30 protein-coding genes and 1 tRNA gene are annotated in these 26,901 nt (G+C 61.4%); 14 read left to right on the plus strand and 17 right to left on the minus strand.

What is annotated here, in order from left to right; genetic code table 11:
* The first annotated feature begins 191 nt into the window (after positions 1–191).
* Both AC1Q67_RS02730 and AC1Q67_RS02735 read left to right on the plus strand, forming a co-directional pair.
* Positions 192–437, plus strand: coding sequence for a zinc-finger domain-containing protein (locus AC1Q67_RS02730; RefSeq protein WP_024574924.1), 246 nt, complete (start codon positions 192–194; stop codon positions 435–437).
* Positions 438–443: 6 nt separating this feature from the next.
* Positions 444–1,637, plus strand: coding sequence for an FAD-dependent oxidoreductase (locus tag AC1Q67_RS02735; RefSeq protein ID WP_492235302.1), 1,194 nt, complete (start codon positions 444–446; stop codon positions 1,635–1,637).
* 16 nt (positions 1,638–1,653) lie between these two features.
* Here the strand turns inward: AC1Q67_RS02735 and AC1Q67_RS02740 are convergent, their stop codons facing one another.
* From AC1Q67_RS02740 to AC1Q67_RS02755, 4 genes are all read right to left on the minus strand, one after another.
* Positions 1,654–2,160: a hypothetical protein gene (locus tag AC1Q67_RS02740; RefSeq protein ID WP_492235301.1), complete on the minus strand. Its 507-nt coding sequence runs from the start codon at positions 2,158–2,160 to the stop codon at positions 1,654–1,656.
* Positions 2,157–2,366 (minus strand): hypothetical protein, encoded by a 210-nt coding sequence (locus AC1Q67_RS02745; RefSeq protein ID WP_081710771.1) that lies wholly within the window; start codon positions 2,364–2,366, stop codon positions 2,157–2,159. The genes AC1Q67_RS02740 and AC1Q67_RS02745 overlap by 4 nt, the downstream gene beginning before the upstream one ends.
* A gap of 43 nt (positions 2,367–2,409) precedes the next feature.
* Positions 2,410–2,859, minus strand: a complete 450-nt coding sequence (locus tag AC1Q67_RS02750; RefSeq protein WP_492235300.1) for a hypothetical protein — start codon at positions 2,857–2,859, stop codon at positions 2,410–2,412.
* 10 nt (positions 2,860–2,869) lie between these two features.
* Positions 2,870–2,956, minus strand: a tRNA-Leu gene (locus tag AC1Q67_RS02755).
* Positions 2,957–3,293: 337 nt separating this feature from the next.
* Here AC1Q67_RS02755 and AC1Q67_RS02760 point away from each other — a divergent pair.
* Positions 3,294–4,133, plus strand: coding sequence for a metallophosphoesterase family protein (locus AC1Q67_RS02760; protein WP_492235299.1), 840 nt, complete (start codon positions 3,294–3,296; stop codon positions 4,131–4,133).
* On the opposite strand, the gene AC1Q67_RS02765 is transcribed toward AC1Q67_RS02760, so the two are convergent.
* Complete coding sequence (locus AC1Q67_RS02765; protein WP_492235298.1) at positions 4,060–4,557, minus strand: cyclic nucleotide-binding domain-containing protein; 498 nt, start codon at positions 4,555–4,557, stop codon at positions 4,060–4,062. The genes AC1Q67_RS02760 and AC1Q67_RS02765 overlap by 74 nt on opposite strands.
* 163 nt (positions 4,558–4,720) lie before the next feature.
* On the opposite strand from AC1Q67_RS02765, the gene AC1Q67_RS02770 reads away from it, so the two are divergent.
* The gene (locus AC1Q67_RS02770) at positions 4,721–5,617 is read left to right on the plus strand and encodes a crotonase/enoyl-CoA hydratase family protein (RefSeq protein WP_492235297.1); all 897 of its coding nucleotides are present in this window, start codon (positions 4,721–4,723) and stop codon (positions 5,615–5,617) included.
* Between the two features lie 5 nt (positions 5,618–5,622).
* On the opposite strand, the gene AC1Q67_RS02775 is transcribed toward AC1Q67_RS02770, so the two are convergent.
* From AC1Q67_RS02775 to AC1Q67_RS02785, 3 genes are all read right to left on the minus strand, one after another.
* Positions 5,623–6,597, minus strand: coding sequence for an NADPH:quinone oxidoreductase family protein (locus tag AC1Q67_RS02775; RefSeq protein WP_492235296.1), 975 nt, complete (start codon positions 6,595–6,597; stop codon positions 5,623–5,625).
* Positions 6,598–6,802: 205 nt separating this feature from the next.
* Positions 6,803–7,420 carry a 2-hydroxychromene-2-carboxylate isomerase gene (locus AC1Q67_RS02780; protein WP_492235295.1) on the minus strand — a complete coding sequence of 206 codons (618 nt, stop codon included), beginning with the start codon at positions 7,418–7,420 and terminating at the stop codon, positions 6,803–6,805.
* A gap of 129 nt (positions 7,421–7,549) precedes the next feature.
* A complete protein-coding gene (locus AC1Q67_RS02785; RefSeq protein ID WP_492235294.1) occupies positions 7,550–8,245 on the minus strand; it encodes a glutathione binding-like protein in 696 nt (231 codons plus the stop codon).
* Between the two features lie 149 nt (positions 8,246–8,394).
* Between AC1Q67_RS02785 and AC1Q67_RS02790 the strand changes: the two genes are divergently transcribed.
* Together AC1Q67_RS02790 and AC1Q67_RS02795 are read left to right on the plus strand one after the other, a co-directional pair.
* Positions 8,395–9,417, plus strand: coding sequence for a methionine synthase (locus tag AC1Q67_RS02790; protein ID WP_492235293.1), 1,023 nt, complete (start codon positions 8,395–8,397; stop codon positions 9,415–9,417).
* A gap of 37 nt (positions 9,418–9,454) precedes the next feature.
* Positions 9,455–10,357, plus strand: a complete 903-nt coding sequence (locus AC1Q67_RS02795) for a GNAT family N-acetyltransferase (protein ID WP_492235292.1) — start codon at positions 9,455–9,457, stop codon at positions 10,355–10,357.
* On the opposite strand, the gene AC1Q67_RS02800 is transcribed toward AC1Q67_RS02795, so the two are convergent.
* The 4 genes from AC1Q67_RS02800 to AC1Q67_RS02815 form a co-directional block, all read right to left on the minus strand.
* Positions 10,358–11,059 carry a DUF2270 domain-containing protein gene (locus AC1Q67_RS02800; RefSeq protein WP_024574911.1) on the minus strand — a complete coding sequence of 234 codons (702 nt, stop codon included), beginning with the start codon at positions 11,057–11,059 and terminating at the stop codon, positions 10,358–10,360.
* Between the two features lie 269 nt (positions 11,060–11,328).
* Positions 11,329–11,832, minus strand: a complete 504-nt coding sequence (gene gpt, locus AC1Q67_RS02805; RefSeq protein WP_029659374.1) for a xanthine phosphoribosyltransferase — start codon at positions 11,830–11,832, stop codon at positions 11,329–11,331.
* Between the two features lie 157 nt (positions 11,833–11,989).
* The gene (locus tag AC1Q67_RS02810) at positions 11,990–12,412 is read right to left on the minus strand and encodes a PaaI family thioesterase (RefSeq protein ID WP_024574909.1); all 423 of its coding nucleotides are present in this window, start codon (positions 12,410–12,412) and stop codon (positions 11,990–11,992) included.
* Entirely contained in the window at positions 12,409–13,146 is a 738-nt protein-coding gene (locus tag AC1Q67_RS02815) for a competence/damage-inducible protein A (protein WP_492235291.1), read from the minus strand. The genes AC1Q67_RS02810 and AC1Q67_RS02815 overlap by 4 nt, the downstream gene beginning before the upstream one ends.
* A 257-nt stretch (positions 13,147–13,403) precedes the next feature.
* Here AC1Q67_RS02815 and AC1Q67_RS02820 point away from each other — a divergent pair, with 257 nt between their 5' ends.
* The 5 genes from AC1Q67_RS02820 (at position 13,404) to AC1Q67_RS02840 (ending at position 18,588) form a co-directional block, all read left to right on the plus strand.
* Positions 13,404–14,819 (plus strand): circularly permuted type 2 ATP-grasp protein, encoded by a 1,416-nt coding sequence (locus tag AC1Q67_RS02820; RefSeq protein WP_492235290.1) that lies wholly within the window; start codon positions 13,404–13,406, stop codon positions 14,817–14,819.
* 149 nt (positions 14,820–14,968) lie between these two features.
* On the plus strand, positions 14,969–15,913 hold the full coding sequence (locus AC1Q67_RS02825) for an alpha-E domain-containing protein (protein ID WP_024574906.1): 945 nt from the start codon (positions 14,969–14,971) through the stop codon (positions 15,911–15,913).
* Positions 15,914–16,020: 107 nt separating this feature from the next.
* A complete protein-coding gene (locus tag AC1Q67_RS02830; RefSeq protein WP_024574905.1) occupies positions 16,021–16,845 on the plus strand; it encodes a transglutaminase family protein in 825 nt (274 codons plus the stop codon).
* Between the two features lie 193 nt (positions 16,846–17,038).
* Positions 17,039–17,785, plus strand: coding sequence for a proteasome-type protease (locus tag AC1Q67_RS02835; protein WP_024574904.1), 747 nt, complete (start codon positions 17,039–17,041; stop codon positions 17,783–17,785).
* 59 nt (positions 17,786–17,844) lie between these two features.
* Positions 17,845–18,588, plus strand: coding sequence for an SDR family oxidoreductase (locus AC1Q67_RS02840; protein ID WP_492235289.1), 744 nt, complete (start codon positions 17,845–17,847; stop codon positions 18,586–18,588).
* A 16-nt stretch (positions 18,589–18,604) separates the two neighbouring features.
* Here the strand turns inward: AC1Q67_RS02840 and AC1Q67_RS02845 are convergent, their stop codons facing one another.
* The 3 genes from AC1Q67_RS02845 to AC1Q67_RS02855 all read right to left on the minus strand — a co-directional run bounded on the left by AC1Q67_RS02845 (position 18,605) and on the right by AC1Q67_RS02855 (position 20,504).
* Complete coding sequence (locus AC1Q67_RS02845) at positions 18,605–19,414, minus strand: aminoglycoside phosphotransferase family protein (RefSeq protein ID WP_492235288.1); 810 nt, start codon at positions 19,412–19,414, stop codon at positions 18,605–18,607.
* A gap of 64 nt (positions 19,415–19,478) precedes the next feature.
* A complete protein-coding gene (locus tag AC1Q67_RS02850) occupies positions 19,479–20,090 on the minus strand; it encodes a cupin domain-containing protein (protein ID WP_492235287.1) in 612 nt (203 codons plus the stop codon).
* A 114-nt stretch (positions 20,091–20,204) separates the two neighbouring features.
* A complete protein-coding gene (locus AC1Q67_RS02855) occupies positions 20,205–20,504 on the minus strand; it encodes an usg protein (protein ID WP_024574900.1) in 300 nt (99 codons plus the stop codon).
* Positions 20,505–20,818: 314 nt separating this feature from the next.
* Between AC1Q67_RS02855 and AC1Q67_RS02860 the strand changes: the two genes are divergently transcribed.
* On the plus strand, positions 20,819–21,133 hold the full coding sequence (locus tag AC1Q67_RS02860) for a co-chaperone GroES (RefSeq protein WP_006021276.1): 315 nt from the start codon (positions 20,819–20,821) through the stop codon (positions 21,131–21,133).
* 55 nt (positions 21,134–21,188) lie between these two features.
* The gene (gene groL / locus AC1Q67_RS02865) at positions 21,189–22,829 is read left to right on the plus strand and encodes a chaperonin GroEL (RefSeq protein ID WP_492235286.1); all 1,641 of its coding nucleotides are present in this window, start codon (positions 21,189–21,191) and stop codon (positions 22,827–22,829) included.
* Between the two features lie 94 nt (positions 22,830–22,923).
* Here the strand turns inward: groL and AC1Q67_RS02870 are convergent, their stop codons facing one another.
* Positions 22,924–23,235, minus strand: coding sequence for an ArsR/SmtB family transcription factor (locus AC1Q67_RS02870; protein ID WP_492235285.1), 312 nt, complete (start codon positions 23,233–23,235; stop codon positions 22,924–22,926).
* Positions 23,236–23,348: 113 nt separating this feature from the next.
* Here AC1Q67_RS02870 and AC1Q67_RS02875 point away from each other — a divergent pair, with 113 nt between their 5' ends.
* Positions 23,349–24,101: an SDR family NAD(P)-dependent oxidoreductase gene (locus AC1Q67_RS02875; protein ID WP_492235284.1), complete on the plus strand. Its 753-nt coding sequence runs from the start codon at positions 23,349–23,351 to the stop codon at positions 24,099–24,101.
* A gap of 189 nt (positions 24,102–24,290) precedes the next feature.
* Here AC1Q67_RS02875 and AC1Q67_RS02880 read toward each other — a convergent pair whose 3' ends face one another.
* Entirely contained in the window at positions 24,291–26,222 is a 1,932-nt protein-coding gene (locus AC1Q67_RS02880; protein ID WP_492235283.1) for an ATP-dependent nuclease, read from the minus strand.
* Between the last annotated feature and the right edge of the window lie 679 nt (positions 26,223–26,901).

Below are 26,901 nucleotides of genomic sequence, written 5' to 3' on the forward strand. Positions count from 1 at the left end.
GGGCTTTCCCAAGACGGCAAGATTGTGTCGAATTCACACGCTAAGTCATGCGGCGAATTGGACGAATCCGATGCCGCAATCTAGGAATAAGCTGTATCGCTCGGTATGCTGCAAAGCAGCGGCTGCGTCGTCGCTGCGCGTGCTGGGGTATGGGTAAAGACGCACAAGACCAGGATTGGGGTAGAACTGTTATGGCGGATCACGTCGTCCCTCACTTTCATAACGATGCGGGCGTGGCCATCATCGAAATCGGCTCTCGGGAGTTCATGTGCGTGGGCGCCAATCCCCCGTTCGATCATCCGCATGTCTTTCTCGATCTCGGCGATGACAACGAGATCATCTGCCCCTACTGCTCGACGCTGTACCGCTATGCCGCCGATCTGAAGGCCGGACAGGCGCGTCCTCCGGAATGCGTCGTGAAAGACAAAGTCGCCTAAAAACCTGTGGCTGACTCACGCACCATCGTTGTCGCTGGTGCGGGTATTGGCGGACTGACAACCGCGCTGGCACTCGCGCAGCGCGGTTTTCGCGTCATCGTTCTTGAGCGCGCCGCGAAACTTGAAGAGGCCGGCGCCGGGCTGCAACTGTCCCCCAACGCCAGCCGCATCCTGATCGATCTCGGCCTTGAGCCGCTTCTTGCGCCGCATATGATCGTACCCGACTCGATCAGCATCATGACCGCCCGCACCGGGAAGGAAATCGGGCGGGTCCCCCTCGGCGAGGCCGCAGCGCTGCGCTATGGCGCACCCTACTGGATCGTCCGCCGGGCCGATCTGCAATCGGCGCTTCTGGCCCGCGTCACCGGCCATCCCGACATCGACCTGCGGCTCGGCGCACAGTTCGAGGACGTCGCCGTCTATCCGAAGGGCGTCACCGTTGTTCAGCGGCGGGGCACGGCGCGGCAGCAGGAGCAGGCGCTGGCGCTGATCGGCGCCGACGGCGTCTGGTCCAGCGTACGGCATCAGATCTTCCCCGAAGCGCAGCCGCAGTTCACGGGCAGCATCGCATGGCGCGGCACGGTGGACGCCACGCAACTGCCGCGCGGATTCAATACGCAGCGCGTGCAACTCTGGATGGGCACGAACGCGCATCTGGTCGCCTATCCGATGTCGGGCGGCAAGCGCATCAACGTGGTGGCGATCATCTCGGGCAAATGGAACAGGCCGGGCTGGAGCGAGCCCGGCGATGTGGTCGAGATCGCCAACCAATTCTCGGCGCCGCGATGGCCGATCGCCGCGCGCATGATGATCGGCGCGGTCGACGGCTGGCGCAAATGGGCGCTGTTCGCCGTGCGCGACGGCGGCGTCTGGAACAAGGGGCCGATCGCACTGCTCGGCGATGCCTCCCACGCCATGCTGCCATTCGCCGCGCAGGGCGCTGGCATGGCCATCGAGGACGCTGCGGTGATTGCGAAATGTCTTGAAAGCTCACCCGCCAATCCGACGGCGGCATTCGCCGAATACGCCCGCCTGCGCGCGCCGCGCGTGACCCGGACGCAGCGCACGGCGCGCAAGAACGGCCGGACCTATCATCTCGGCGGGCCGGTCGGCTTCGCGCGCGATCAGGTCATCAGGGTGCTGGGCGGATCGCGGCTGCTGTCCCGGCAGGACTGGATCTACGACTGGCGGATGCCGTGATGCGCCGCTGGCTGGATCAGCGCTTGCGCTTGGGCGGCGCCGCCGGAGCTGCGGGCCTGGGAATCTCGGTGCTGCAATTGTCGCGCGCAATTCTCGCATCGAGGTCGTCGCGTTGCGCGCGCTGGGCGCGGTAGTCCGTCTGATACGCCAGACCCGAGACCAGCGCACCGCCTGCCCCGGACTCCGCTTTCGCCATCAGCCCTTCCAGCTCGACCACGCGGTTGTTCACATCCCTGCGGGTGGAGACGAGCTGCTCGCAGTTGTAGAGCTCGTACTTGGCGGGATCGACGAAAACACTCGACCCGAAAGGCGAGCCGGCCCCGCCGCTGGCGCAGGCACCGAGGCTGACCGCCAGCGCGGCAAGACCCGCGATGCGCAGAACAGGACGCCATCCGCCCGCTGCGGGACGCAGCACAGGATCGCGGTTCAGGCCTTCAACCATCCACTCGTTTTTCATATGCGTCGTGTTGCGGGTCTTCGTGTTGAATTTGTGGTGAGCGGTAAACGGCGGCAACGCAATCAAAGCGTTTCCTGCTTGTGGCCGCATTCCTTGCAGACGAACGCCGCGCGCTTGGTGCCTTTCGCGGCCAGAACGCGGTTGGCCTTGCCGCACTTGCCGCAGGTGGCCTCGAAGCGCGTGTTGCCCTGCTTGACCACAAGGGCCTTGCGCTCCATCGCCTCGCGCACCAGCCGCTCGGTTTCTTCGCGCAGGGCTTGCTTGTCCACCATTGTCAGTCCCTCGGCCGGTTCAGGAGAATCCCCCGCGCCGTACTTAACGACGCCCGCCCCCGTTTAACAAACCATATCCGTCGGCGACGCGGCGAAATCGCCACTGTCCTGTTCCGCCGGGACGAACGGTCAGCACCGGGCCATTCGCATCGACCTCAGTTCTGCTGTTGCTCATGGTGCCGTTGTGACTTTTCCATTTCAGCGAAACGGAGCTGCCCCACACCTTGCAGTCATAGACGCCGCCCAGCGAGCTTCTGAAAATCAGCCAGCCGAAACTTTCATCGATCTGGCGCGGCGGCTGCGGCAGGTTGAAATAGGATTGCACGCTCGCCTGACAGACCAGCGCCGCCGGCCAGGACGTTTCTTGAGCGAAGGAAACACTTGAAGCCAGCAAACTTGAGGCAAAAAGACCTGGGGTAAGGAATGCAGCACGTCCGGCAATTCTAAAAAACACGTTGGTATCCCGAAAACATCGCTTCTTCGAAAGCATCATCGATTTGTCTTGGTGCGGACGGCGGGAATCGAACCCGCACGACGTTGCCATCGAGGGATTTTAAGTCCCTTGCGTCTACCAATTCCGCCACGTCCGCGCGCGCGGGTTGTAACATCGCGCGGGGTGCGGCTGAAAGCCCGGTTTGTGACGTAAAATGCGCGTGCCGTGGACAATATCGCCGGAATCCGGGCACCCGGAATCGATGATCGAGCGCTCTGAAACGCTCTCCGCAACGCCGCTCCGGCGCGCGCGAATGCAAAAAACATAGGCATGGCAGGCCTCAATCGCATGTCATGCGGCGAAAAGACCGGCCGAATTTCACACCGCCGATTTGCACGGCTCGCGTTTGACGGTACAAATGCCGGGCCGGACGGATCGTCGCGAACAGCGCCTTCAGGAGCTTTCGCGAACTGGAATTAAGGGTGTGATTCGTCATGCGCTGCCTCGTGGTTGCCGACCTGCATTACGCCTTGCCGCAGTTCGACTGGGTGCTCGGCATCGCACCGCGGTTCGATGTGGTGATCATCGCAGGCGACGCGCTCGATATCGGATCGATTGTCGATTTCCGCGCCCAGATCGTGGTGGTGCGGAAATATCTCGAACGGCTCGCCAGCAAGACACGCGTGATCCTGTGCTCGGGGAATCACGATCTCGATGAGCGCGACGAAGCGGGCGAGCGAATCTCGCGCTGGATCGGCGATCTCGGCGGCCTTGGGATCGCCCATGACGGCGAGAGCCTGACCATCGGCGATACCTTCTTCACGATCTGCCCGTGGTGGGACGGGCCCCGCGTCAAAGAGCAGATCGGCATGCAGCTTGAGGAAGCCGCCGCGGCGCATCGCGGCCGCTGGATCTGGATTCATCACGCGCCGGCCGCGAACTCGCCGACGAGTTGGGGCGGCGCGCGCACGTTCGGCGACGCCGAACTGGTGCAATGGATCGAAAGCTACAAGCCGGACATCGTGCTGTCGGGCCATGTGCACCAGTCACCGTTCGTCAAGGACGGCTCATGGTTCGACCAGATCGGCGGCACCTGGGTCTTCAACATGGGGCAACAGTTCGGGCCGACGCCCGCGCATATCGTGCTCGATCTGGATCACGACAGGGCCTACTGGTTTTCGGCGGCAGGCGAACAATCGATCGATCTCGGCAAGCCGCTGCGGCGGCCTGCGGAGAATCTCAATGCATTTCCGGATTGGCTTACAGCCGGGAGTCCGGCAGCCGCTCAGGCTGGCGGTCCGATCCCGGCGACGCCGCGCCCGGAGACAGGTTGACGAGGCTTTCGAGCACATCGCCGACCATCGCCAGATGATTCCCGTGATCGGCATACTGGCGCTTGATGTCGGCGAGATATGTCGTCGCCGCATTGAGACGGTGCGCGAGAAGCTGCGCGACAAGAAGTGCGACCGCAGGTTGTGCGCGCAGGAACGCGGCGGCGTCATCGAACTGATAAACCGTCGAGGCCACCGTGGCGCGCACCGTTGCGGTATGCGGCTGGCCCAGCAGCACCGACATCTCGCCGAGGATGGCGCCGGGCTGGGTGACGGTGGCGACCACCGTTTCGCCCTTCAGAACATCGAGCCGGCCGCTCAGCAGAACATAAAGCCGCCCGGTGGTCTCTCCTTCCCGGATCAGCAGCGCATCGGCAGGAAGCGACGTTTCCTGCCCTCCGACGCAATGTTCAAGAACCGCGCGCATTCCGGTCTCCATCCCGATCGGAGCAAAGCTAAGCCCCGCTGTTTAAAACGTCCATCGCATAGTGCCGTCCCGTCTGCGTAAATTGCCAGCACTTGAGGAGACGCGCTAGGATGGCCCTTCAAACGGCATTAACAAAAAGAAACCAGCGGGAGAGAAAGCGTCGATGGCTTATCAGCAGATCAAATACGAGGTTCAGGACCACATTCTGACCATCACGCTGAACCGTCCGGACAAGATGAATGCGTTCACGCATGTCATGATGGACGAACTGATCGCGGCCTTCGATGCCGCCGACGCCGACGATAACGTCCGCGCTATCATCGTGACCGGCGCGGGACGCGCGTTCTGCGCGGGCGCTGATCTTTCGGAAGGCGGCGCGACATTTGACCGGGCCGCACGGTCCGATCGCAAGACTGCGCCGCTGCGCCCGAACGGCGAAGTCGAATGGAGCGACGATGCGGTGCGCGACGGCGGCGGGCGTGTGACGCTCCGCATCTTCAAGTGCCTCAAGCCGGTGATCGGCGCGATCAACGGCGCGGCGGTCGGCATCGGCGTCACCATGCAGCTTCCGATGGACATTCGCATCGCCTCGGTCGATGCGCGGTTCGGCTTCGTGTTCGCCCGGCGCGGCATCGTGCCGGAAGCGGCATCGAGCTGGTTCCTGCCGCGCATTGTCGGCATCTCGCAGGCGCTGGAATGGTGCTATTCGGGCCGCGTGTTTCCCGCCGATGAAGCCCTCGCCGGCCGCCTCGTCAGCAAGGTGGTGCCCGCGGATGAGTTAATCACCACGGCCCGCGCCATCGCGCGCGAGATCGTGGAGAACGCCGCGCCGGTGTCGATCGCGCTGATCCGCCAGCAGATGTGGCGCATGCTGGGCGCGGACGATCCGATGGAGGCCCACAAGGTCGACAGCCGCGGCATCTATTCGCGCGGCCAGTCCGCCGACGTGCGCGAAGGCGTGATGTCGTTCCTCGAAAAGCGCCCGGCGAAATTCGCACAGACCGTGTCGAAGGACATGCCGTCGTATTTCCCGTGGTGGACCGAGCGGGAGTACAAGTAAGTAGCCTACCGCATCGTCAGCACCACGCGCCCTATCGCGCGGCGGTCCATCAGCAATCGCATCGCCGCCGCATAATCTTCCAGCGGCAGGCGGTGCGAGATGTTCGGACTGATGCGGCGCTCGTTCGCAAGGCGCGTGAGATCTGCCATTCGCGCGACATTCAGCGCGGGCTTCTTGCGCACCGCCTCGCCCGCGCGCACGCCGAGCACGCTCGCGCCCTTGATCAGCACCAGATTGGTTTTCGCGACGCCGACGCCGCCGGTGAAGCCGATCACCAGCAGCCGCGCGCCCCACGCAATGCAGCGCAGGCTGTCCTCGAAAATTTGTCCGCCCACCGGATCGAACACCACGTCGACGCCGCGTCCTTCGGTGATGCGTTTCACCGCATCCTTGAACGGCTCGCGGCCATAGAGCACGCCATGATCCGCGCCGCGCTGCTGCGCGACCGCGAGCTTCTCCTCGCTTGACGCGCACGCAATGACCATTGCGCCGAACACCTTGCCGAGTTCGACCGCAGCCAGCCCGACGCCGCCGCCCGCGCCATGCACGAGCAGCACCTCACCCGGCTGGATCTGCGCGCGATCTTTCAGCGCATGCCAGGCCGTGCCGTGCGCGGCGAAGAAGGCCGCGCCCTGCGCGTAGTCGAACGCCGCGGGCAGCGGCACGAGCTGATCGGGCGTTACAACGATCTCGTCGGCATAGCAGCCGAACCGCGCCTTCACGATGACCTTGTCGCCGACATTGATGCCATCTGCACCCGCGATCTCGATCACCTCGCCGGCCGCTTCCATCCCCGGCGTGAACGGCAGCGGCGGCTTGAGCTGATACTCTCCCGCCGCCATCAGGATGTCGGGGAAATTCAACCCGGCTGCATGAATGGCCACACGCACCTGCCCCGGCGAGAGATCGGCGCGCGGAATATCTTCGAGCTTCAGCGATTCAGGCGGCCCCAGTTCGCGGCAGACAACGGCGCGCGGCATTCAATTGATCCTTATCTGCAATAACGATGCGATGTGCTTCACCTCTCCCCGCGGGGGAGAGGTCGGATTGCGCAGCAATCCGGGTGAGGGGGTTCGAATTTCATTTCAGGCATCCAGCCCCCTCACCCCACCCCTCTCCCCGACGGGGAGAGGGAGCGCATCACGCCCGCGTCCTGATCCGTACCATCCGCCAGGACAACAGCAGTTACGCCGTCGCCTTCATCTCGAGCAGCTTGGCGTGGATCAGCGGCAGGCGGTCGTTGCCGAAATACATGTCGGTCTTGTCGAGATAGATCGTCGGCGAGCCGAATGCGCCGCGCGCGATCGCCTCATCGGTGTTGGCCTTGAGCTGATCCTTGACGGACTGCTCGCCGATCCCTGCGAAGAACTTTGCCGGATCAATGCCGACGCGCTCGCAGATCTTTGTGAGCACGTCGTCCTTCGAGATGTCCTGATCGTCGCCCCAGTACGATTCGAACACCGAGGTTGCGAACGGCACCAGCTTGTCCGGGTGCTGCTGTTGCACCCAGATACATCCGCGCATCGACTTGACCGCATTCACCGGAAACACCGTCGGCGGCATGGTGATCTTGATGCCGGCGAGCCGGGCCCAGTCCTGCATGTCCTTCGCGGTATAAGCTTGCTTGGCCGGCACCGGATTGGCGCGCGTCTCGTACATCGCCTTGTTGACGGTGTTGAAGATGCCGCCGACCAGAATCGGCCGCCATGTGATCGGCGCGCCAAGCTCCTTCGCCATCGGCTGGATGTTGGTGAACGCGAGATAGGTCCACGGGCTGGAGCAGTCGAAGAAGAACTCGATCATGATGGCGTTTCCTTATTAGTTACGCGTTTGGCCTGCCGTCATTGCGAGGAGCGTAGCGACGAAGCAATCCATTACTTCAGGCTCAACCGGTATGGATTGCTTCGCTTCGCTCGCAATGACGAATCCCTGTTACTGCGCCTGCTGCGCTGTCTTGCCGAACATGTTCTTGCGCTGCTCCTCGGTGAACGGCGTCTTGTCGAACTTGCCGACGGAGAGCCCCTTCTGCACCTCCGGCCGCGCGCGCACCGCCGCATACCAGCGCTTGAGGTTCGGAAAGTCGTCGAAGGTGAAACCCTGCGCCTTGTGGGTCATGGTCCACGGAAAGCAGGCGATGTCGGCGATGGAATACTCCTCGCCCGCGACATAAGCGCCGGTCCGGCCAAGCTGCCGGTCGAGCACGGCATAAAGCCGCGCGGCCTCGTCGCGGTAGCGCTCGATGGCATAGGGAATCTTCTCGGGCGCGTACAGCGCAAAGTGGCCGTGCTGGCCGAGCATCGGGCCGAGCCCGCCCATCTGCCACATCACCCATTGAATGACCTTGAAACGCCCGCGCACATCCTTCGGGAGGAAGCGGCCGGTCTTTTCGGCGAGATAGATCAGGATCGCGCCGGTCTCGAACATCGGGATCGGCTCGCCGCCGTCGGCAGGCGCCTGGTCGATGATCGCCGGAATGCGGTTGTTCGGGCTGATCGCAAGAAACTCGGGCTTGAACTGGTCGCCGGTGCGGATGTTCACCGGGATCACGTTGTAGGGCAGCCCTAGTTCCTCCAGCATGATCGAGATTTTCCACCCGTTGGGTGTCGGCGCATAAAAGAGGTCGATCATGAGGTATCCGCAAAAGAGGAACAGCCGGAGGAGCGAAGCGCGATCCTACCCACGCTCGCGGTGACATTCCATCCCGCAAGCGCGAACGGCTTGTATGCCACGCCCCGGACATGGCAGATAGGCGTGCAACCAATAAGAAAGAAGCGCCCATGCTGTTTCAAACGACCATCGCAGGTTCGCTGCCGAAGCCCGACTGGCTGGCTGAGCCCAATACGCTGTGGGCGCCGTGGAAGCTCAAGGGCGCGGAACTGGCCAGCGCCAAGCGCGATGCGACGCTGCTCTGGGTGAAAATCCAGGAAGACGCCGGCATCGATCTCGTCACCGAGGGCGAGCAGGCGCGGCAGCATTTCGTCCACGGCTTTCTCGAGCGCGTCGAAGGGATCGATTTCGCCCACAAGGTCGAAATGGGAATCCGCAAGGACCGTTATAAGGCGATGGTGCCGCAGGTGGTCGCGCCGCTACAACTCAAGGGCCGCGTCCATGCGGATGAAGCGCGCGCCGCGCGGGCGCATACCGCGCGCAAGCTGAAGTTCACCCTGCCCGGTCCGATGACCATCATCGACACCCTCTCCGACAGCTATTACGGCGATCGCGTGAAGATGGCGTTCGCCTTCGCTGACCTTCTTAATCAGGAAGCCAAGGCCTTGCAGGCCGACGGCGTCGACATGATCCAGTTCGACGAACCCGCCTTCAACGTCTTCATGGATGAGGTGAACGACTGGGGCATCGAGGCGCTGACCCGCGCCGCTGCAGGCCTCACCTGCAAGACTGCGGTTCACATCTGTTACGGCTACGGCATCAAGGCCAACACCGACTGGAAGGAATCGCTCGGCGCCGAATGGCGGCAGTACGAGCAGATTTTCCCGGCCATCGACAAGAGCCCGATCCAGCAGGTCGCCATCGAGTGCCGTAACTCGCATGTGCCGCTGGAACTGCTCGCGCTGCTCAAGGGCAAAATCGTGCAGGCCGGCGTGATCGACGTCGCCAGCGATGTGGTGGAAACGCCCGATGACGTGGTGAAGACCATCGAGGCTGTGATGAAGTTCGTGCCGAAAGAAAACATCATGGCCACGACCAATTGCGGCATGGCCCCGATGCGGCGCGATATCGCCGAAGCGAAACTGCGCGCGCTTGGCGCAGGCGCGAAGCTGGCGCGGCAGAAACTGGGGTAATTTTTACAGACCTGGCATCGACAGCGGAGATGGTCTCATGACAATCGTGTATCGGCCCGCCCAGACGCAAGATCTCGAGCGAGCCGATGCGCTGGTGGTCGGCAGCATCAACGATCTGACCGCGCGGCACGGATTTGGCGCGATTGCCAGCCCCCACCCCCCGCACTTTCAGATGTTCTCGCTGCGAGACGATCCCGCCGGCCTGTGGGTCGCCGAAGACAACAATGACATTGTCGGCTTTGCCTGGAGCTGGGTTTGCGGCGATCTTTGGTTTCTCGCCCAGTTGTTTGTCTCGCCTGATCGTCAGGGCGCCGGCATCGGTGATGAACTGATCAGACGCACCGCCGCGCACGCGCAGGCCGCCGGTGCGACCCGCAGGGCGCTGATCACGTTCAGCTTCAACACGGTGTCGCAAGGTCTCTATATCCGGCATGGCCTGCTCCCGGGATTTCCGATCTACATGATGTCGGTTGCACGGGATCGTCTGATGGGCCGGCTGCAGGGCGATCAGCCGGTCTGCGTTCCGCTGGAGCAGACCGACGCCCAGATACGGGCTCTCGCGGAGATCGATATCGCTGCACTCGGCGTCTCACGCGAAAAGCACCACCGGTTTCTGATGAGCGACAGCGCGACGCGCGGTGTCACCCTTCACGACGGGGACAGGTGCCTCGGCTACGCCTACGTCAGCGCGAGCGGTCATATCGGCCCTCTCGCGGTGACAAAGCCTGAAAGCCTTGGCCCCGCGTTCAGAGCCGCGCTGAACCTCGCGCTTGAGGGCGGCTCGCCGCAGGTTTCGGCGTTTATCCCCGGTACCGCCGACGCATGTCTTCAGATTGCCACCGAAAGCCGGATGCGCATCACATTGCCCATGGTCCTGATGGCCACGCGAAATGTCGGCGACTGGGCTCAGTATATGCCGCGCAATCCGGGCTTCATGTGACTATCCGCGCGCCAGATCCAGCAACCGATCCTTTTCAGGAGTTGGCGGCCGCGCGCGCCCCGCGCCCCGTCGGCTGCGATATGTAACCAGCGCGATGGTGATCCATGTCGCATGGAAGATCAGCCCGGCAAACAGCACAAGCTGGCCGGGGATCGGCCCGACGGTTGCCCGCGCGAACAGTTCGTGCAGCGAGACGACGGGCTCCGGATGGATCAGAAGCTTTCCGAGATAGGCGGTGACCTGGATCGCGAAAATCCAGCAGTAGTTGTTGCGAAGCCTCCGGCCGACCGCCTCGAGGTAACTGATGTGCAGGTTGGGCGCCTTGTAATCCTGATAGAGAATCTCGTTCCAGCCGTTCGCGGTCTGAACGCCCTCGCCCCTGAGAATGGGCCCGAAGAACTGGACTTCAAGCACATGCGCCCGCATGCGCCAGAAATCGAAGAAACGGTAACGCCGCGCTTCGATGAACAGGAACGTGGCGACCAGAAGCCCCACCAGCACCAGCGGCAGAGGCGACGCATGCTCGCTGCTGAACGTCAGGGACAGCGCAATGCCGGTGGTCAGGACCGCCCAATTGGTGGTGGCATCGAGCCTCGTGCGCCAGACCGTGCTGCGGTAAAGCTCTCCGCGATACAGATGTGACAGCGCGGTGATATCGGAGGAGTCGAACGCGCGTTTGTTTTCGATCATGCTGCCGGTCATGGTCCCGATCCTCCACATCCAGATCATCGATGATCGCAGATTACGAGGTCGACCGGCGAGGTTCCAGCGTGTTCGGTCGTTGCACCGCACTACGCCGCGCCGTCCCGGCCGGGCTTGTCCCAGTGATGACGATCGAGCGCGGAAAAAGATCGCGCGGGTCGGCCTGTTCGCGTCATTGCGAGCGAAGCGAAGCAATCCATCCTCAAGATACCAACAAAGAGTAGATTGCTTCGTCGCTCCGCTCCTCGCAATGACGATTGCGACCGCTTCTACGCAGCCCCATCCCGGATCGGCGGCTGGAACGAGAGCCCCGTGTCCCACGGAAAGAAGATCCAGGTGTCCTGCGAGACTTCGGTGATGAAGGTATCGACCAGCGGCTTGCCCATCGGTTTGGCGTAGACCGCAGCGAGATGCGCCTGCGGCACCAGATCGCGCACAATACGCGCGGTCTTGCCGGTGTCCACGAGGTCCTCGACCACCAGCAGCCCCTTGCCGGTGCCGCCGCCGAGCCGCGCCACCGCGTCCGAGATACCCTTCAGCACTGTCGGTTCACTCACCTGCGAGGTGTGGCTGTAGCTCGACACGCACAGCGTATCGATGACGCGGATGCCGAGTTCGCGCGCGATCACCGCCGCTGGCACAAGGCCGCCGCGCGTGACTGCGATCATGGCTTCAAACGGCCCCGCCCCGCTCAGCCGCCATGCCAGCGCCCGCGCATCGCGGTGAAACTGGTCCCACGACACCGGAAACGGTTTGCGCGCCTCGTCGCTCATTATGGATCTCCTTTTCACCTCTCCCGTGGGGAGAGGTCGGATTGCGAAGCAATCCGGGTGAGGGCGTACGCTCTCTCGATAAATCGAGCCCCCTCACCCCAACCCTCTCCCCGCCGAGGAGAGGGAGTGCGCTCCCGGACCTGACGGTCTCCCGCCATCACAACGCGATCTTACGAAACAGCGACGTCGCATTGGCGGTCGCCACCAGCTTGTCATCCTGGAACAGTTCGCCGGCAAGATGGAAGATTTCCTTGCCGCGCATCGTCACGCGTCCGAAGCCCTTGAGCTTGCCGATCTTCGCCGGACGATGAAACTGGACATTGAGCGCGAGCGTCGGCGCGAACTCTCCAACGTTCATCATCGTTGCGGACGCAAGACCCATGCAATCGTCCAGCATCGCGGACAGGAAACCGCCCTGCACGATGCCGATGGGATTGGCGAACTCCGGCTTGCCGTCGAACGCCAGTTCCACGGTATGCGCATCAAGATCGTAAGCGATGATTTCAAGGCCCAGCGTCCTGGCGCATTCCGGCGGCGGAAGCTTCCCCGCGGCGATGGCCTCGAAAAATCGCTCGCTCATATTTTGGCGACCTTGAGGTTTGCCAGCATGGCTTCGACGTCCGTCATCGCCGCGCGCAGCTTGGCCTCGTCGCGCGAGCGCACCACGACATTGGTGTTCGGCTTGCCGTTCTCGTCGAGGAACGGATAGCTGCCGATGCTGGTGTCGGGGTGAGCTTCCTGAATCGCGCGCAGCGGCGTGCCGATGTCCCCTTCCCGCGCATTGGCGCGCACCGACTCCGACAACATCCGCACACCGGATTTCAGCTTGGGCGAGACGATGTCCATCATCGCCTGCATGATCGACGGAACACCCGCCATGACGATGACATTGCCGATCTTGAAGCCGGGTGCGAGGATGGTCGCGCTGGAAATCAGTTCCGCACCGTCCGGAATACGCGCCATCCGCAGCCGGGCCTCATTCAGGTCCGCGCCGAAGCGCTCCTCGAACCGGGCGACGACCTCGGGGTGGTGATCGATCTTGACCCCGAACGCCTTGGCGACGCTGTCGGCGGTGATGTCGTCGTGGGTCGGGCCGATCCCGCCGGTGGTGAAGACATAGGTGTAACGCTGGCGCAGCGAGTCGAGCGCGTAAATGATCGCGTCCTCGTCGTCGGCGACCACCCGCACTTCCTTCAGGTCGATGCCGATGTTGGTCAGGTACTCGGCGATAAAGCCGATATTCTTGTCCTTGGTGCGCCCGGACAGGATTTCATCGCCGATCACGAGAATGCCGGCGGTGACGATCTCACTCATCTTAACTCTCCTACCTGTCCCCGAACCGGTGTGCCGGCCATCCTACCGGTACGCCCGGAACCTTGGCGTACGCAACGCATTGAAGTCACGAGCTTTTGCCGCATCCCTGGGCAACCGCCCGCCCGTTTTTCAGGCAGATCGACGCAAGGTCACGCCAATTGCCCGCAGGCAATGCATATCGCGCTGGCCCAAGCCTTGCTACCATCAGTTTGAGCAGCGGATCTGGTATCCCGCCGCAGAGAGAAGCGTTCTGGTTTATGTCAGTTGCCTTCGATGAAATGAATGGGACCGGCGGAGACCTTCGCTCCGCCTACCACGAGCTCAGCCTCTGGCTGAAGGAGACCCCTCCGGACGCGCTGGAATACCGGCGTCAGGAAGCGGAACTGTTATTCCGCCGGATCGGCATCACCTTCGCCGTCTACGGCGAGGCGGAATCCACCGAGCGGCTGATCCCGTTCGACGTCATTCCCCGGATCCTGTCCGGCAAGGAATGGACGACGATGGAAAAGGGGCTGAAGCAGCGCGTGAAGGCGCTCAACATGTTCCTGGGTGACATCTATCACAACCGGGACATTCTCCGCGCCAAGATCGTCCCTGATGACCTGATCTTTCAGAACCCGGTGTTCCGGCCGGAGATGAACGGCCAGGACGTTCCGCACGATGTCTATGTCCACATCGCCGGCATCGATATCGTCCGCGTCGACGCCGACAATTTCTATGTGCTGGAAGATAATGCGCGGACACCGTCCGGCGTGTCCTACATGCTGGAAAACCGCGAAATCATGATGCGGCTGTTTCCGGACCTGTTCGCGCGCCATCGCGTGGCGCCGGTGGAAAATTATCCTGATGAACTGCTGGCCGCGCTGCGCTCCGTCGCGCCGCTCACCTCGAAAACCGAGCCGACCATCGCACTGCTGACGCCGGGCATCTACAACTCGGCCTATTACGAGCACTCGTTCCTGGCCGACAAGCTCGGCGTGGAACTGGTCGAAGGCCGCGACCTGATCGTCAAGAACGACGAAGTGTTCATGCGGACCACCGAGGGGCTGAAACGGGTCGATGTGATCTATCGCCGCGTCGATGACGATTTCCTCGACCCCCTCACCTTCCGCCCCGACTCCGTGCTCGGCGTTCCGGGCCTGATGTCCGCTTACATGGCCGGCAATATCACGCTGGCCAACGCTGTCGGCACCGGGATCGCCGACGACAAGGCGGTCTACAGCTACATGCCGGACATTGTGAAATTCTATCTCGGCGAAGAGCCGATCCTGAAGAACGTGCCGACCTGGCGCTGCCGCGAGCCGAACGATCTGAAATACGTGCTCGACAACCTGAAGGACCTCGTCGTCAAGGAGGTCCACGGCTCAGGCGGCTACGGCATGCTGATCGGCCCGGCAGCAACCAAGGAGGCAATCGAAGCCTTCCGCGCCAAGCTGATGAAAGAACCGGAAGGCTTCATCGCCCAGCCGACGCTGGCACTCTCCACCTGCCCGACCTGCACCGAGTCCGGCCTCGCCCCGCGTCACGTCGATCTGCGGCCGTTCGTGCTGACCGGCAAGGATCATGTCACCGTCGTGCCCGGCGGGCTGACGCGCGTGGCGCTGAAGGAAGGTTCGCTCGTGGTCAATTCCAGCCAGGGCGGCGGCACCAAAGACACGTGGATTTTGGAATGAGTAACGTGCTCGCGTTTCAGATGTGTGAGCTTGCATGCTGCGCGCACCTCTCCCTGCTGGTCGGGGGTGGGGGTGCGCGAACGAAACTCTGGCTTTGTCCCCCCTCCCCAACCCTCCCCCGCAAGGGGGGAGGGAGAAAAAACTGACACATGCTGTCGCGCACCGCAGAAAGTCTCTACTGGCTCGCCCGCTACGTCGAACGGGCGGAATATCTCGCGCGCACCATCGAGGCGACATTGCGCGCCACCGCGCTCCCGGACGCCTATGTCGGCAAGAGCAACGAATGGGAGTCCGCGCTGCTCACGGCGGGCATCGACGAGATTTTCTATCAGTTTCATGACGAGGCGAACGAGCGCACCGTCGTCGACTTCCTGTCGTTCTCGCCCGACAACCCCTCCTCGATCCGCAACTGTATCGAGAACGCGCGGCTGAATTCACGCTCGGTACGCACCGCGCTCACCAGCGAGATGTGGGACACCATCAACAGCGCATGGATCGAACTGCATGCCTGCTGGCCCAGGGGCGCGAAGACGCGCGAGGACCTGACCAAATTTCTGCGCTTCGTGCAGGAGACATCCCTGCGCTTCGACGGCTCGGCCTACCGCACCATGCTGCGAAATGACGCCTACTGGTTCTCGCGGCTCGGCCTGCATCTGGAACGCGCCGACAACACCGCGCGCATCCTCGACGTGAAGTATCACGTTCTGCTGCCCGAGGAAGAACATGTCGGCGGCCCGCTCGATTATTACCAGTGGACCTCGATCCTGCGCTCGGTCTCGGCGCTCACCGCCTATCACTGGGTGTATCGCGAGACGTTGAAGCCGTGGCTGATCGCCGATCTTCTGATCCTGAATGAATCGCTGCCGCGCTCGCTGGCGAGCTGCTACGGCAATCTTGTGCGCAATCTCGACCAGATCGGCGTCGCTTACGGGCGACAGGGCGCGGCCCAGCGCCACGCGCGCGGTGTCCGCAACCGGCTGGAACATGCGCACATGGATGATCTGTTCCAGCGCGGCCTGCATGAATTCATCCAGGAATTCATTGCGGACAACGCCCGGCTGGGGGATACCATCTCGAAACAATATCTGATCTGAGTTGCCCCGGATGCAGGGCTGCATCCCGTCATTGCGATGCGTATTTGCGGCGAAGCAATGACAGCGTTGTGTTATTGACGCCCGTCCCATGAACCTGCGGCATCGCCATGCGCCTGAAGATTTCTCACTCGACGACATACCGTTACGAGCCGCCGGCCACCGGCGTGATCCAGATTTTGCGCATGACGCCCGGCAGCCATGACGGGCAGTATGTCGCCGACTGGCAGATCGACGTCTCTACCGATTCACGCCTCGACGTGCATCAGGATGCGTTCGGCAATGTCACGCATGTGCTGACCCATGGCGCGCTGTCCGACCTGACCATCCATGTCGAAGGCCTGATCGAGACTCACGATACCGGCGGCGTGCTGCGCGGCACCGACGAGCGGTTTCCGCCGAGCCTGTTCCTGCGCGCGACCCCGCTGACCGAGGTCAATCCCGCGATGGCGAAGTTCGCCAGCGACCTCTACCTTGAGGCGGCAGGCGACACGCTGGGCTTCCTCCATGCGTTGATGCTTCAGATCAACGATCACATGACGTTCGACACCGATCCGACCAACGCCGGGACATCCGCCCCCGAAGCCTTCGCGCTCAAGCGCGGCGTCTGCCAGGATTACGCGCACATCTTCATCGCCTGCGCGCGCAGTGCCGGGGTCCCCGCCCGCTATATCTCGGGACACTTGCTGCGCTCGGACGGCATGATCGCGCAGGATGCGGGACATGCTTGGGCCGAAGCTTATGTCGAAGGACTTGGATGGGTCGGCTTCGACGCCGCGAATGCGATCTGCACCACCGATGCCCATGTCCGGGTCGCCGTCGGGCTCGATTATCTGAGTGCCGCTCCGGCGCGCGGCACCCGCTACGGCGGCGGCACGGAAACCCTCGAAGTCGCCGTGCGGGTCGATCAGGCCGGGCGGCAGAGCCAGAGCTGATTGCGAGCGAGATTCCGGTTTCGCGTCATTGCGAGCGAAGCGAAGCAATCCATATTGCTGCCGGAAAATGGATTGCTTCGTCGCTGGCGCTCCTCGCAATGACGGCAACTGTCATGCTTCTTAAGCCTGTCAATCTCCCGTTGCCCCCCACGTCTCCGCCGCGTAGAAATGCGCGGTCTGGAGAATGGTAGTGATGACCTATTGCTGCGGAATCCTGGTTCGTGACGGCCTTGTGATGATGGCCGACACCCGCACCAATGCGGGTCTCGACAACATCTCCACCTTCCGCAAGCTGCACGTCTTCAGCAGCCCCGGCGAACGCATCATGGCGATCGCCACCGCGGGCAATCTCGCCATCAGCCAGTCGGTGATTTCGACCCTGAACGAGGGGTTCGAAGACCCGATCACCGGCGAAGTCGAGACGCTGATGAATGCGCCGACGATGTTTCAGGCGGCTCAGCGGATCGGCCGGGCGATCCGCGAGGTGCACAAACTCGAGGGCAACGCGCTGCGCGCGGAAGACATCTCGTTCGACGTGTCGTTCCTGTTCGGCGGTCAGATCAAGGGCGCGCGGATGCGCCTGTTCATGATCTACACCGCCGGCAACTTCATCGAATGCACCACCGATACGCCCTACCTGCAGATCGGTGAACACAAATACGGCAAGCCGGTGCTCGACCGCGCGATCTCCTACGACGTCGATCTCTACGACGCGCTCAAGGTCGGCCTCGTGTCGATGGACTCGACCATGCGCTCCAATCTCGGCGTCGGCATGCCGATCGACATCCTGCTGGTGCGTCCCGACGTGCTCGACGCCGAGGTGAACTATCGCATCGAGGCGGGCGAACCGTATTTCCATGATCTGCGCTCGCGCTGGTCGGCGGCGCTGCGCGCCGCGCATCAGAGCATTCCCCGTCCGCCTTACGGTCAGAAGACCTGACACCTGCCATACTAAAAATCAAAACAAGCCGCGGCAGCGGCGTAAAAAGGGAGAAACCAATGAAAGTCGCAATCGTCACCGGTGCGGGCTCTGGAATCGGACGCGCCTCGTCGCTGGCGCTGATGAAGGCCGGGTTCTCGGTGGTGCTGGCCGGACGGCGCAAGGATGCGCTGGAAGACACCGCGAAGGCCGGCAAGGATCTGGGCAAGAGCCTCGTCGTGCCAAGCGACATGACCGATCCGGCCTCGATCGCGGCGCTGTTCGCAAAGACCATGGACACGTTCGGCCGTCTCGATGTGCTGTTCAACAACGCGGGCGTCGGCACGCCGCCGGTGCCGCTGGAAGATCTCAGCCTCCAGCAGTGGCAGACCACGGTGGCGACCAACCTCACCGCGCCGTTCCTCTGCACCCAGCACGCGTTCCGCATCATGAAGGACCAGACGCCGCGCGGCGGGCGCATCATCAACAACGGCTCGATCTCGGCCTATGCGCCGCGGCCGTTCTCGTCGCCCTACACCGCGACCAAGCACGCCATCAGCGGCCTCACCCGCGCCACCGCCCTCGACGGCCGCGCCTATGACATCGCCTGTGGCCAGATCGACATCGGCAACGCCGCGACCGAGATGACCGAGCGCATGACCGGCGGCGTGTTGCAGCCACGCGGCGACACCATGGTCGAGCCGCGCATGGATGTGCAGAATGTCGCCGACGCCATCGTGTTCATGGCGACGCGTTCGCTCGATGCAAACGCCCTGTTCCTCAACATCATGGCGACCAAAATGCCGTTCGTCGGGCGGGGCTGACGGCAACACATATGCGTCAGCGGTTCAATTCCGCTGACGCCAGCTCCGCGACCCGCAGATCGACCTCCGCTGGATCACCGTCGTCGAGATACCAGGCCGCGGACAAGCCGGTCCACGCCAAAATCCAGCGCAGCATCCGCGCGCGTTCGACCTTCGCGGCCTTTGTGACGATCTCCAGCCGGCGCGCGAACCGTTCCGGGATGGTCGCGATCGGCCATTGCGGATGATCGAGGTCGGGATTGGTGAAGATGTTCGCGTAGTCGAACGCACGCTCACCGGTCAGATGCTTGGGATCGATCGCCAGCCATCCCCGCGCGCCGAAATCCAGCACATTGTTATGGTGCAGGTCGCCATGCAGGACACAGACATCGCGCGGCTCCGCCAGCAGCATTCGCGCCGCCTCGGCGCTTTTCACGAGGATGCCGCCGTGTTTCGCCGCGGCGGGACCGAGGTCGCGAAACCATTGCGACAGGGTTATCAGGCCCGGCGGCGGATATGATCTCGGGCTGTGAAGCCGCGCCGCAACGTCACAGAGAATTTTGGTGGCTTCGTCGTCGCGTCGGGTGCGCGCCATCAAAGCCAGCGACTGACTGCCCTCCGCGCGCTCCAGCAGAACTGCGATGTCGTCGCGGGCCAGCACCCGCGCCGCGCCCTCGCCGTTCCACCATTGCATCACTGCGCCGCCAATGCGCTCGTCGTCGTGATCGGCGATCTTCAGCATGGCAGCGACGCCGCGCTGCCGGACCGGCAGCAGGTGAGACGCGCGGGTGATAATGGGAGCGCCGTCGGGGATCAACTCCCACGCGCGAAGGTAGGCATCGAACATCGCCGATACTTACGACATGGGATGCCGGTTCGCACCACCCTGCGGCAATCAGACGTAGCGCGCGTTACGCGGTGAGTTCGACCGTCTCGAATTCCGCAGGCAGGATCACTTCGAGCAACTCGCAATTGTCGGAGTAGTCGCGGATGAAATGCTTGATGCGCGGAGGCTGCGTCCAGCAGCTTCCCTCGTTCATCGTGATCTCGCCCTGCCCTTCAAAGTAGGCCTTCACCCATCCCTTGAGGACGTAAACCATCTGAAAATCCACGCCGTGGAAGTGGAGCTTGGACACTTCCTTGGGGTCGCATGGTCCGATCAGGCGGATGACATGGGCCTGCGCCAGTCCGTGCGTACCCTTCGCGATGCCGAGGTCGCGATATTGTGCATAGGCGCGCAAGCCGTCAGCGCGAAAATCCTCGTCCCGGTGATGGCTGACAACGAAGCGCTGCTTCGAACGGGCTGGTCTGGGCGATGCGCGGCGCGCGGCAGGCGTGCGGAGTTTGCTCGGCTTCGCGCGAGCCGTGGATGCTGCGGCGGCCTTCTTGCGCGGCGCGGATTTTTTCACAGCCGCGGAGCGGGCCGCGGTTTTGAGCCGCTTGTCTGATCCCGCTGCTGCCGATTTTGTCTTGGCTGATTTTGTCTTGGCGGATTTTGTATTGGTCGATCTTGTTTTGACCATGCGCGCCTCCCCTTTTTTGGCCCGCTGCATCCATGATGCAACGCGGCTCGGGAAGACTAGCCATTGCCCGCCGCCTCGACAATGATCGGCGGGCACTCGCCTCGCGACGTTCCGTCAGTGCAGCCGGAACACCCCGTCGATCGCCTTGATCTCCGCCGGCTTGATCAGCTTGGAATGCGCGACGGTGACCGAGACCAGCGGCCCGTCCAGCTTTTCCTGCCAGAAAGCGAGAAAGTCCTTCAGCGCCGGAAAGTTCGGGAACAGATCGTAGTTCTGCCAGACGTAGGATTGCAGCAGCCAGCGGTGATCGGGGCGCCGGTAGAGAATTTCGGCCGTCGTCAGGCCGTAACCGGCGAGTTGCCGCTTGAAGTCCTCAGAGACGGTCCCCTGCGGGACCGGTGTTTTCGAGACCATGCCAACCTCCATGCCCGGCATGAAGAAAAGATGACGCAGTACGTTAACCAATCACAAGCTCAAAAGTTGAATAAAGTGTTAACTATCAAGGCACTAGCAGCATTGCCGCGGGACTGCTGATAGCGGGCGGCTGCGGGTTAATGATGCGGGAGAAGAATCTGGCAGCCGTCACACCAGAGTGCCAAATTTTCTGCTACAGACCCTTGCCCGGCACCCGCCATCGGCCTATGTCCGTGTCAGTCGCGGTAGCACTCGCCTACCCAGACTGCTAAATTTGCAAAAACACAGCGTTATCAATCCATTAGGAGGACTGCATGAAATTCCGTCCGCTTCACGACCGCGTCGTGGTCAAGCGCATCGACGCCGAAGAGAAGACCAAAGGCGGTATCATCATTCCGGACAGCGCGAAGGAAAAGCCTTCCCAGGGCGAGATCCTGTCGGTGGGTCCGGGCGGCCGCGACGAGGCCGGCAAGCTGATCCCCATCGACCTGAACGTCGGCGACATCGTCCTGTTCGGCAAGTGGTCCGGCACCGAGGTCAAGATCGACGGCCAGGAAGTGCTGATCATGAAGGAAAGCGACATCATGGGCGTCATCACCGATGGCAGCGCCAAGAAGAAGGCCGCTTAAGAGCGCCCTCTCCCACCCAAAATTCAATCTTCCTGACACCTAAGGAAAACCCAACATGTCAGCCAAAGAAGTCAAATTCGGCGTTGATGCCCGCGACAAGATGCTGCGCGGCGTCGACATCCTCGCCAACGCCGTCAAGGTAACGCTCGGTCCGAAGGGCCGCAACGTCGTTCTCGACAAGTCGTTCGGCGCTCCGCGCATCACCAAGGACGGCGTCACCGTCGCCAAGGACATCGAGCTTGAAGACAAGTTCGAGAACATGGGCGCCCAGATGGTCCGCGAAGTGGCCTCGAAGTCGGCGGACCTCGCCGGTGACGGCACCACCACCGCGACCGTTCTCGCCCAGGCCATCGTGAAGGAAGGCGCCAAGTCGGTTGCCGCCGGCATGAACCCGATGGATCTGAAGCGCGGCATCGACCTCGCGGTCGAAGCGGTCGTTGCAGACCTCGTCAAGAACTCCAAGAAGGTTACGTCGAACGACGAGATCGCCCAGGTCGGCACCATCTCGGCCAACGGCGACAAGGAAATCGGCGACTTCCTCGCAAAGGCCATGGCGAAGGTCGGCAACGAAGGCGTCATCACCGTTGAGGAAGCCAAGTCGCTCGACACCGAACTCGACGTTGTTGAGGGCATGCAGTTCGACCGCGGCTACATCTCGCCGTACTTCGTCACCAACGCCGACAAGATGCGCGTTGAATTCGACGACGCCTACATCCTGATCAACGAGAAGAAGCTCTCCTCGCTGAACGAGCTGCTCCCGCTGCTCGAAGCCGTGGTGCAGACCGGCAAGCCGCTGGTCATCGTCGCGGAAGACGTCGAAGGCGAAGCGCTCGCCACCCTCGTCGTGAACCGTCTGCGCGGCGGCCTCAAGGTCGCAGCCGTGAAGGCTCCCGGCTTCGGCGACCGCCGCAAGGCCATGCTGCAGGACATCGCGATCCTGACCGGCGGCCAGGCGATCTCGGAAGACCTCGGCATCAAGCTTGAGAACGTGACCCTGAACATGCTGGGCCGCGCCAAGAAGGTGATGATCGACAAGGAAAACACCACCATCGTCAACGGCGCCGGCAAGAAGGCCGACATCGAAGCCCGCGTGCAGCAGATCAAGGCGCAGATCGAAGAAACCACTTCGGACTACGACCGCGAGAAGCTCCAGGAGCGTCTGGCCAAGCTCGCAGGCGGCGTCGCGGTGATCCGCGTCGGCGGCGCGACCGAGGTTGAGGTGAAGGAGCGCAAGGATCGCGTTGATGACGCGATGCATGCGACCCGTGCGGCTGTGGAAGAAGGCATCGTTCCGGGCGGCGGCGTCGCCCTGCTCCGCGCTTCCGAACAGCTCAAGCGCATCAAGACCCAGAACGACGACCAGAAGACCGGCGTCGAGATCGTCCGCAAGGCGCTCTCCGCTCCGGCCCGCCAGATCGCCATCAACGCTGGCGAAGACGGCTCGGTCATCGTCGGCAAGATCCTCGAGAAGGACCAGTATCACTACGGCTTCGACTCGCAGACCGGCGAATACGGCAACCTCGTCTCCAAGGGCATCATCGACCCGACCAAGGTCGTGCGTGCGGCGATCCAGAACGCGGCTTCGGTTGCTTCGCTCCTGATCACCACCGAAGCGATGATCGCTGAAGTGCCAAAGAAGGGCGGCGCGGCTGCTCCGGCGATGCCGGGCGGCGGCATGGGCGGCATGGATTTCTGATCCACGCCCCTCAGGCAGTGACAAGAATGCGAAACCCCGGCAGCGATGCCGGGGTTTTTGTTTGCACCCGCTCTTGCCGCGCCCGCTCCAGCCTTCAGTCCGCGTGCTTGAGGATCGTCTTCAGCAGGCCCGGAAAGCGCGCGTTGATGTCGGCCTCGCGCACGGCGTTGCGATGCTCGACGCCCTGCTTGGTGGTGTGGATCAGGCCCGCCTCGCGCAGCACGCGGAAATGGTTCGACAGCGTCGACTTGGCCATGTCCGGGCACGGCGCCGCCGCCGTACATGACATGCAATCCTTCTGGCCGATCAGTCCCTTGACGATCATCAGCCGCGCCGGATCGGCCAGCGCGGCGAGAACGCCGGCCAGCGTGATGTCCTGCCTCGCGGGGTGAACGAACTGCACCATAAAAATAATATAGGCCGCCCCTTGATCTGGTTCAATAGTTCAATACTTCCGAACTACTGAAACAACCAAAGGTCCGGAAGACGGATCGGACAGACAGGTCAGGGACAACGATCATGACAAAGAAACTTGAAGGCAAGGTCGCGCTGGTCACCGGCGCATCCAAGGGCATCGGCGCGGAAATCGCGCTTCAGCTCGCAGCGGAAGGCGCCAGCGTCGCCGTCAACTACGCGTCGAGCAAGCAAGGCGCGGACGATGTGGTGGCGAAGATCAAGGCCAAGGGCGGCAAGGCCGTCGCCGTTCACGGCAACCTGTCGGACGCCAAGGCCGCAAAGTCCGTGGTCGCGGAGGCCGTGAAGGCGCTCGGGCCGATCGACATTCTGGTCAACAATGCCGGCGTCTACGAATTCGCCCCGCTTGAAGCCATCACGCCGGAACACTTCCACAAGCATTTCGACCTGAACGTGCTGGGTCTGCTGCTGGTGTCGCAGGAAGCCGTGCAGCACTTCAACGCGAACGGCGGCAGCATCGTCAACATCTCGTCCGGCGTCTCGACCATCACGCCGCCGGGTTCGGCGGTCTACACCGCGACCAAGGCGTCGGTGGATGCGATCACCTCGGTGCTGTCGAAGGAGCTGGCCGCGCGCAAGATCCGCGTCAACGCGGTCAATCCCGGCATGATCGTGACCGAAGGCGTGAAGTCCGCAGGCTTCCATGAAGGCGAGCTGCGCACCTGGATCGAAACCGCCACCCCGATGGGCCGCGTCGGCAAGGTCGAGGAGATCGCCTCGGTCGTCGCCTTCCTCGCCTCCGAAGGCGCGTCCTACATCACCGGCGAAACGCTGCACGTGACCGGCGGGTTCAGGTAAGGAGGGACCTGCCCCAATGCCTCTGCGTTACGGCTTGGGCGACATCGGACTTCTGAGAGAAGCCGTCATTCCGGGCGCGGTGCGGCATTCTTCATGCCGCTCCGCAGACCCGGAATCTCGCTCAACGATACCAAATGCAAAACCCCGGCAGCGATGCCGGGGTTTTTTATTCAATAATTGCGGGAAGCGTCATGCCACGAGTTTATCTATCGCCGCGATGAGTCCATCAAGCTCATCAAAGACTACGCCTTCCTCACGGAGGCGTATCAATATCGCAGATGACGACGCAGGGAATTTTAGAGAAAGGTTGGCGTCGACGTTATAGTTCTGAGCGATTTCTGCTCGCGCAGCGTCGAACTTCTCCGCACCTGCTTTTAGTCGAACGTATTTTTCAATCTTACAATCCCAAGATGCAAATTCGTCAAAAACGCCTGCAGGCCAATCACTGCAGGACTCATCAGTCCAACCCGCCAATTTTTGTAAAAGTCGATTCGAGGCGATGCTGTCAGCCTCGTTTTCACCCTTACTTTTGTCGTTATCAAATACCCAGTAGCAGGGAATTTGAAGTGCATCAAAAACCGTAATGACTTTTGCTAAGTTGTTTTTCCCACCAACTCCTACAATTACTATTCCTTCGGCGTGAGGATCGCGATCCGCGATCTTATACCACGCCTCCAAAACAGCTTGATCTCCCACTCCCTCAACAAGCACAACCCGGTTTCCGAAAAAACCCTCCGCTATCTCTGGACGGAAAATGTGGAGCTTCGCTCCAAAATTATGCGCTGACCAAGCCTGCTCAGGTGGCAACCCTGAAAGAACGGCTATTTTTCTTGAACAATCTGCTAAACTAATTTCACTTGGAAGAACGTTATTGCCCTTGTCAGTTTTGACCCGTCGCACCATTCGTATCGCTTCACATTGCGACAAGGAGATCATGAGCGGCGAATGTGTTACGTAAATCGTCTGTATTCTGATTCCTGTGCTTTCATTAAAGCTCTGCGCCAATTGATTTAAGAGTTTCGCAAACAGCCGCTGCTTAATTGGGTGCTGATATATTTCAGGCTCTTCTATCGCCAAAATTATGTCACTTTGAGGCTCAGCAAATATTTCGGCCTCTTTGTTTTGCGTGGCCTGATACTGCGCCATAAATTGAAGGACTGTAAGGATGATCGCTCTTTGAAGCCCATGACCAACTCCATCAATAGAGTTTGAAAAGTCATTATCGATTATTTCGAGGGTAGCTGTCGGGAAATTTGGCTGTATCTGTGTAATCGGCTCCCACGTGGCGTTAATTTCCGAATCTTTGTAGTAACGCGTGAGTATGCCGGTTAATTGACCACTGATGTCAGCGAGAACCGGTACCTTAGCCGGATCTGTAAGTTCAGCTATTTTTGCGTTAGCCTCGTCTATAAACTGCTTGAACGCAGAGCTGTTTTCTATCGCTTGTCGAGCAATTGCATTGACCAAATTTTTTACGGGTGAATTTTTATTTTCCTGAATGTTTTCTGTCGCATCTTCTACGGCTCGAATTAAAATAAAATCCGTTTTTTGCTTTAGCTTCCCGCTTGCAACGTTCGTCCACCCCTTAAAGCTAGACGTTTTTATTATCTCAAGCGCATCGGAATTCGGATTAGCTATTTCCCAGTTAATGAGATGCCCTTCGATTTCGTCGGCACTTTTTACGTCCGGAAGCGAATACTTCTCCTGAAGCTTTTTATAAGCCGCTCGTTTCGCAGTTGCTTTTTCCTCGCTGCGGCATTCTGCGAATTCTTTATTCACTCGCGCAGATACAAAGTACTTTCCGCTATCTTTGCTCCCGTCGCTGTAAAATCTTCTCGTTACGATGAGATCACCATTTAATAGATATTCATCAAACTCTTTATGGTCGTCGGGCGTTAAGTCGCCAAAATGCAAGGTAATGTCGATAGGCACTTCAATTTTCTCATCGGAAAAATCTCTACGTTTTATTCGTGGACTTCCTGAGAAAAATAATTCCATTGCGTTCAAAAATGCCGATTTGCCGCTATTGTTTTCACCTATTAGCGCGGTTGTTGGAGAGAAGTTCAAAGTTGCGTTGCGGAGTGCTCTAAAGTTTGAAACATCTATACTCTTAATGCGCATGTCACTTACCCCAAAAAACAAAAACGATGACAAGATGTACAATTAGGCGTTGTGGCGCCAGCGGGATGCTCGTTATTTCCCGATAATCTCGTCTACTTGACAATCTCTAGATATGAGACTATATTCCTATCCATCCCGCCCCGTCATGAGGGGCGTTTCGCGATCGTCACGATACGCGGGGCGGGATGCGGTGGCCGCGTGCGGTGTTCGAACGCGGGCCGGATGATCGGGCGCACGCCTCGCAAGAGGCCGCGCCGTTTCGTCCCGCCCCGTTGACGACCACGCCGTGACGCGGACGGCCCAAGGCGTGTCATCCCGGCGCATCGGCTTCGCGCCAAGGGGCAGGACGACGCCGTCGCTCCTCGTACAGAGGGCGATGGAAGAGTCCGTCAGTCCACACAACGGTGGTGTACTCAGCACCGGCCACCGGGGGTGCCTCACGCAACAAGCCGTTCCAACCATTGCGTGCGGAACGCCGGATGCCTCCGGCGTGACCGTGGCGACTACGCTCGTGTGCTTTTTACCTTTTGCACACGGGGCTGCGGATGCGCTCGCGCATCCGGCGTTCCGCGCGCCCTCATTCAGGGCGAAGCGACGAGAGGAATTCGGGCGCCCCCGCGCCTTCCAAATAATAGGGGGGATGGCGCACGGCCCGCAACGGCGCGGGTTTTTAAGACGC

It is taken from the genome of Afipia sp. GW823-FHT06G09 (genome assembly GCF_058794875.1).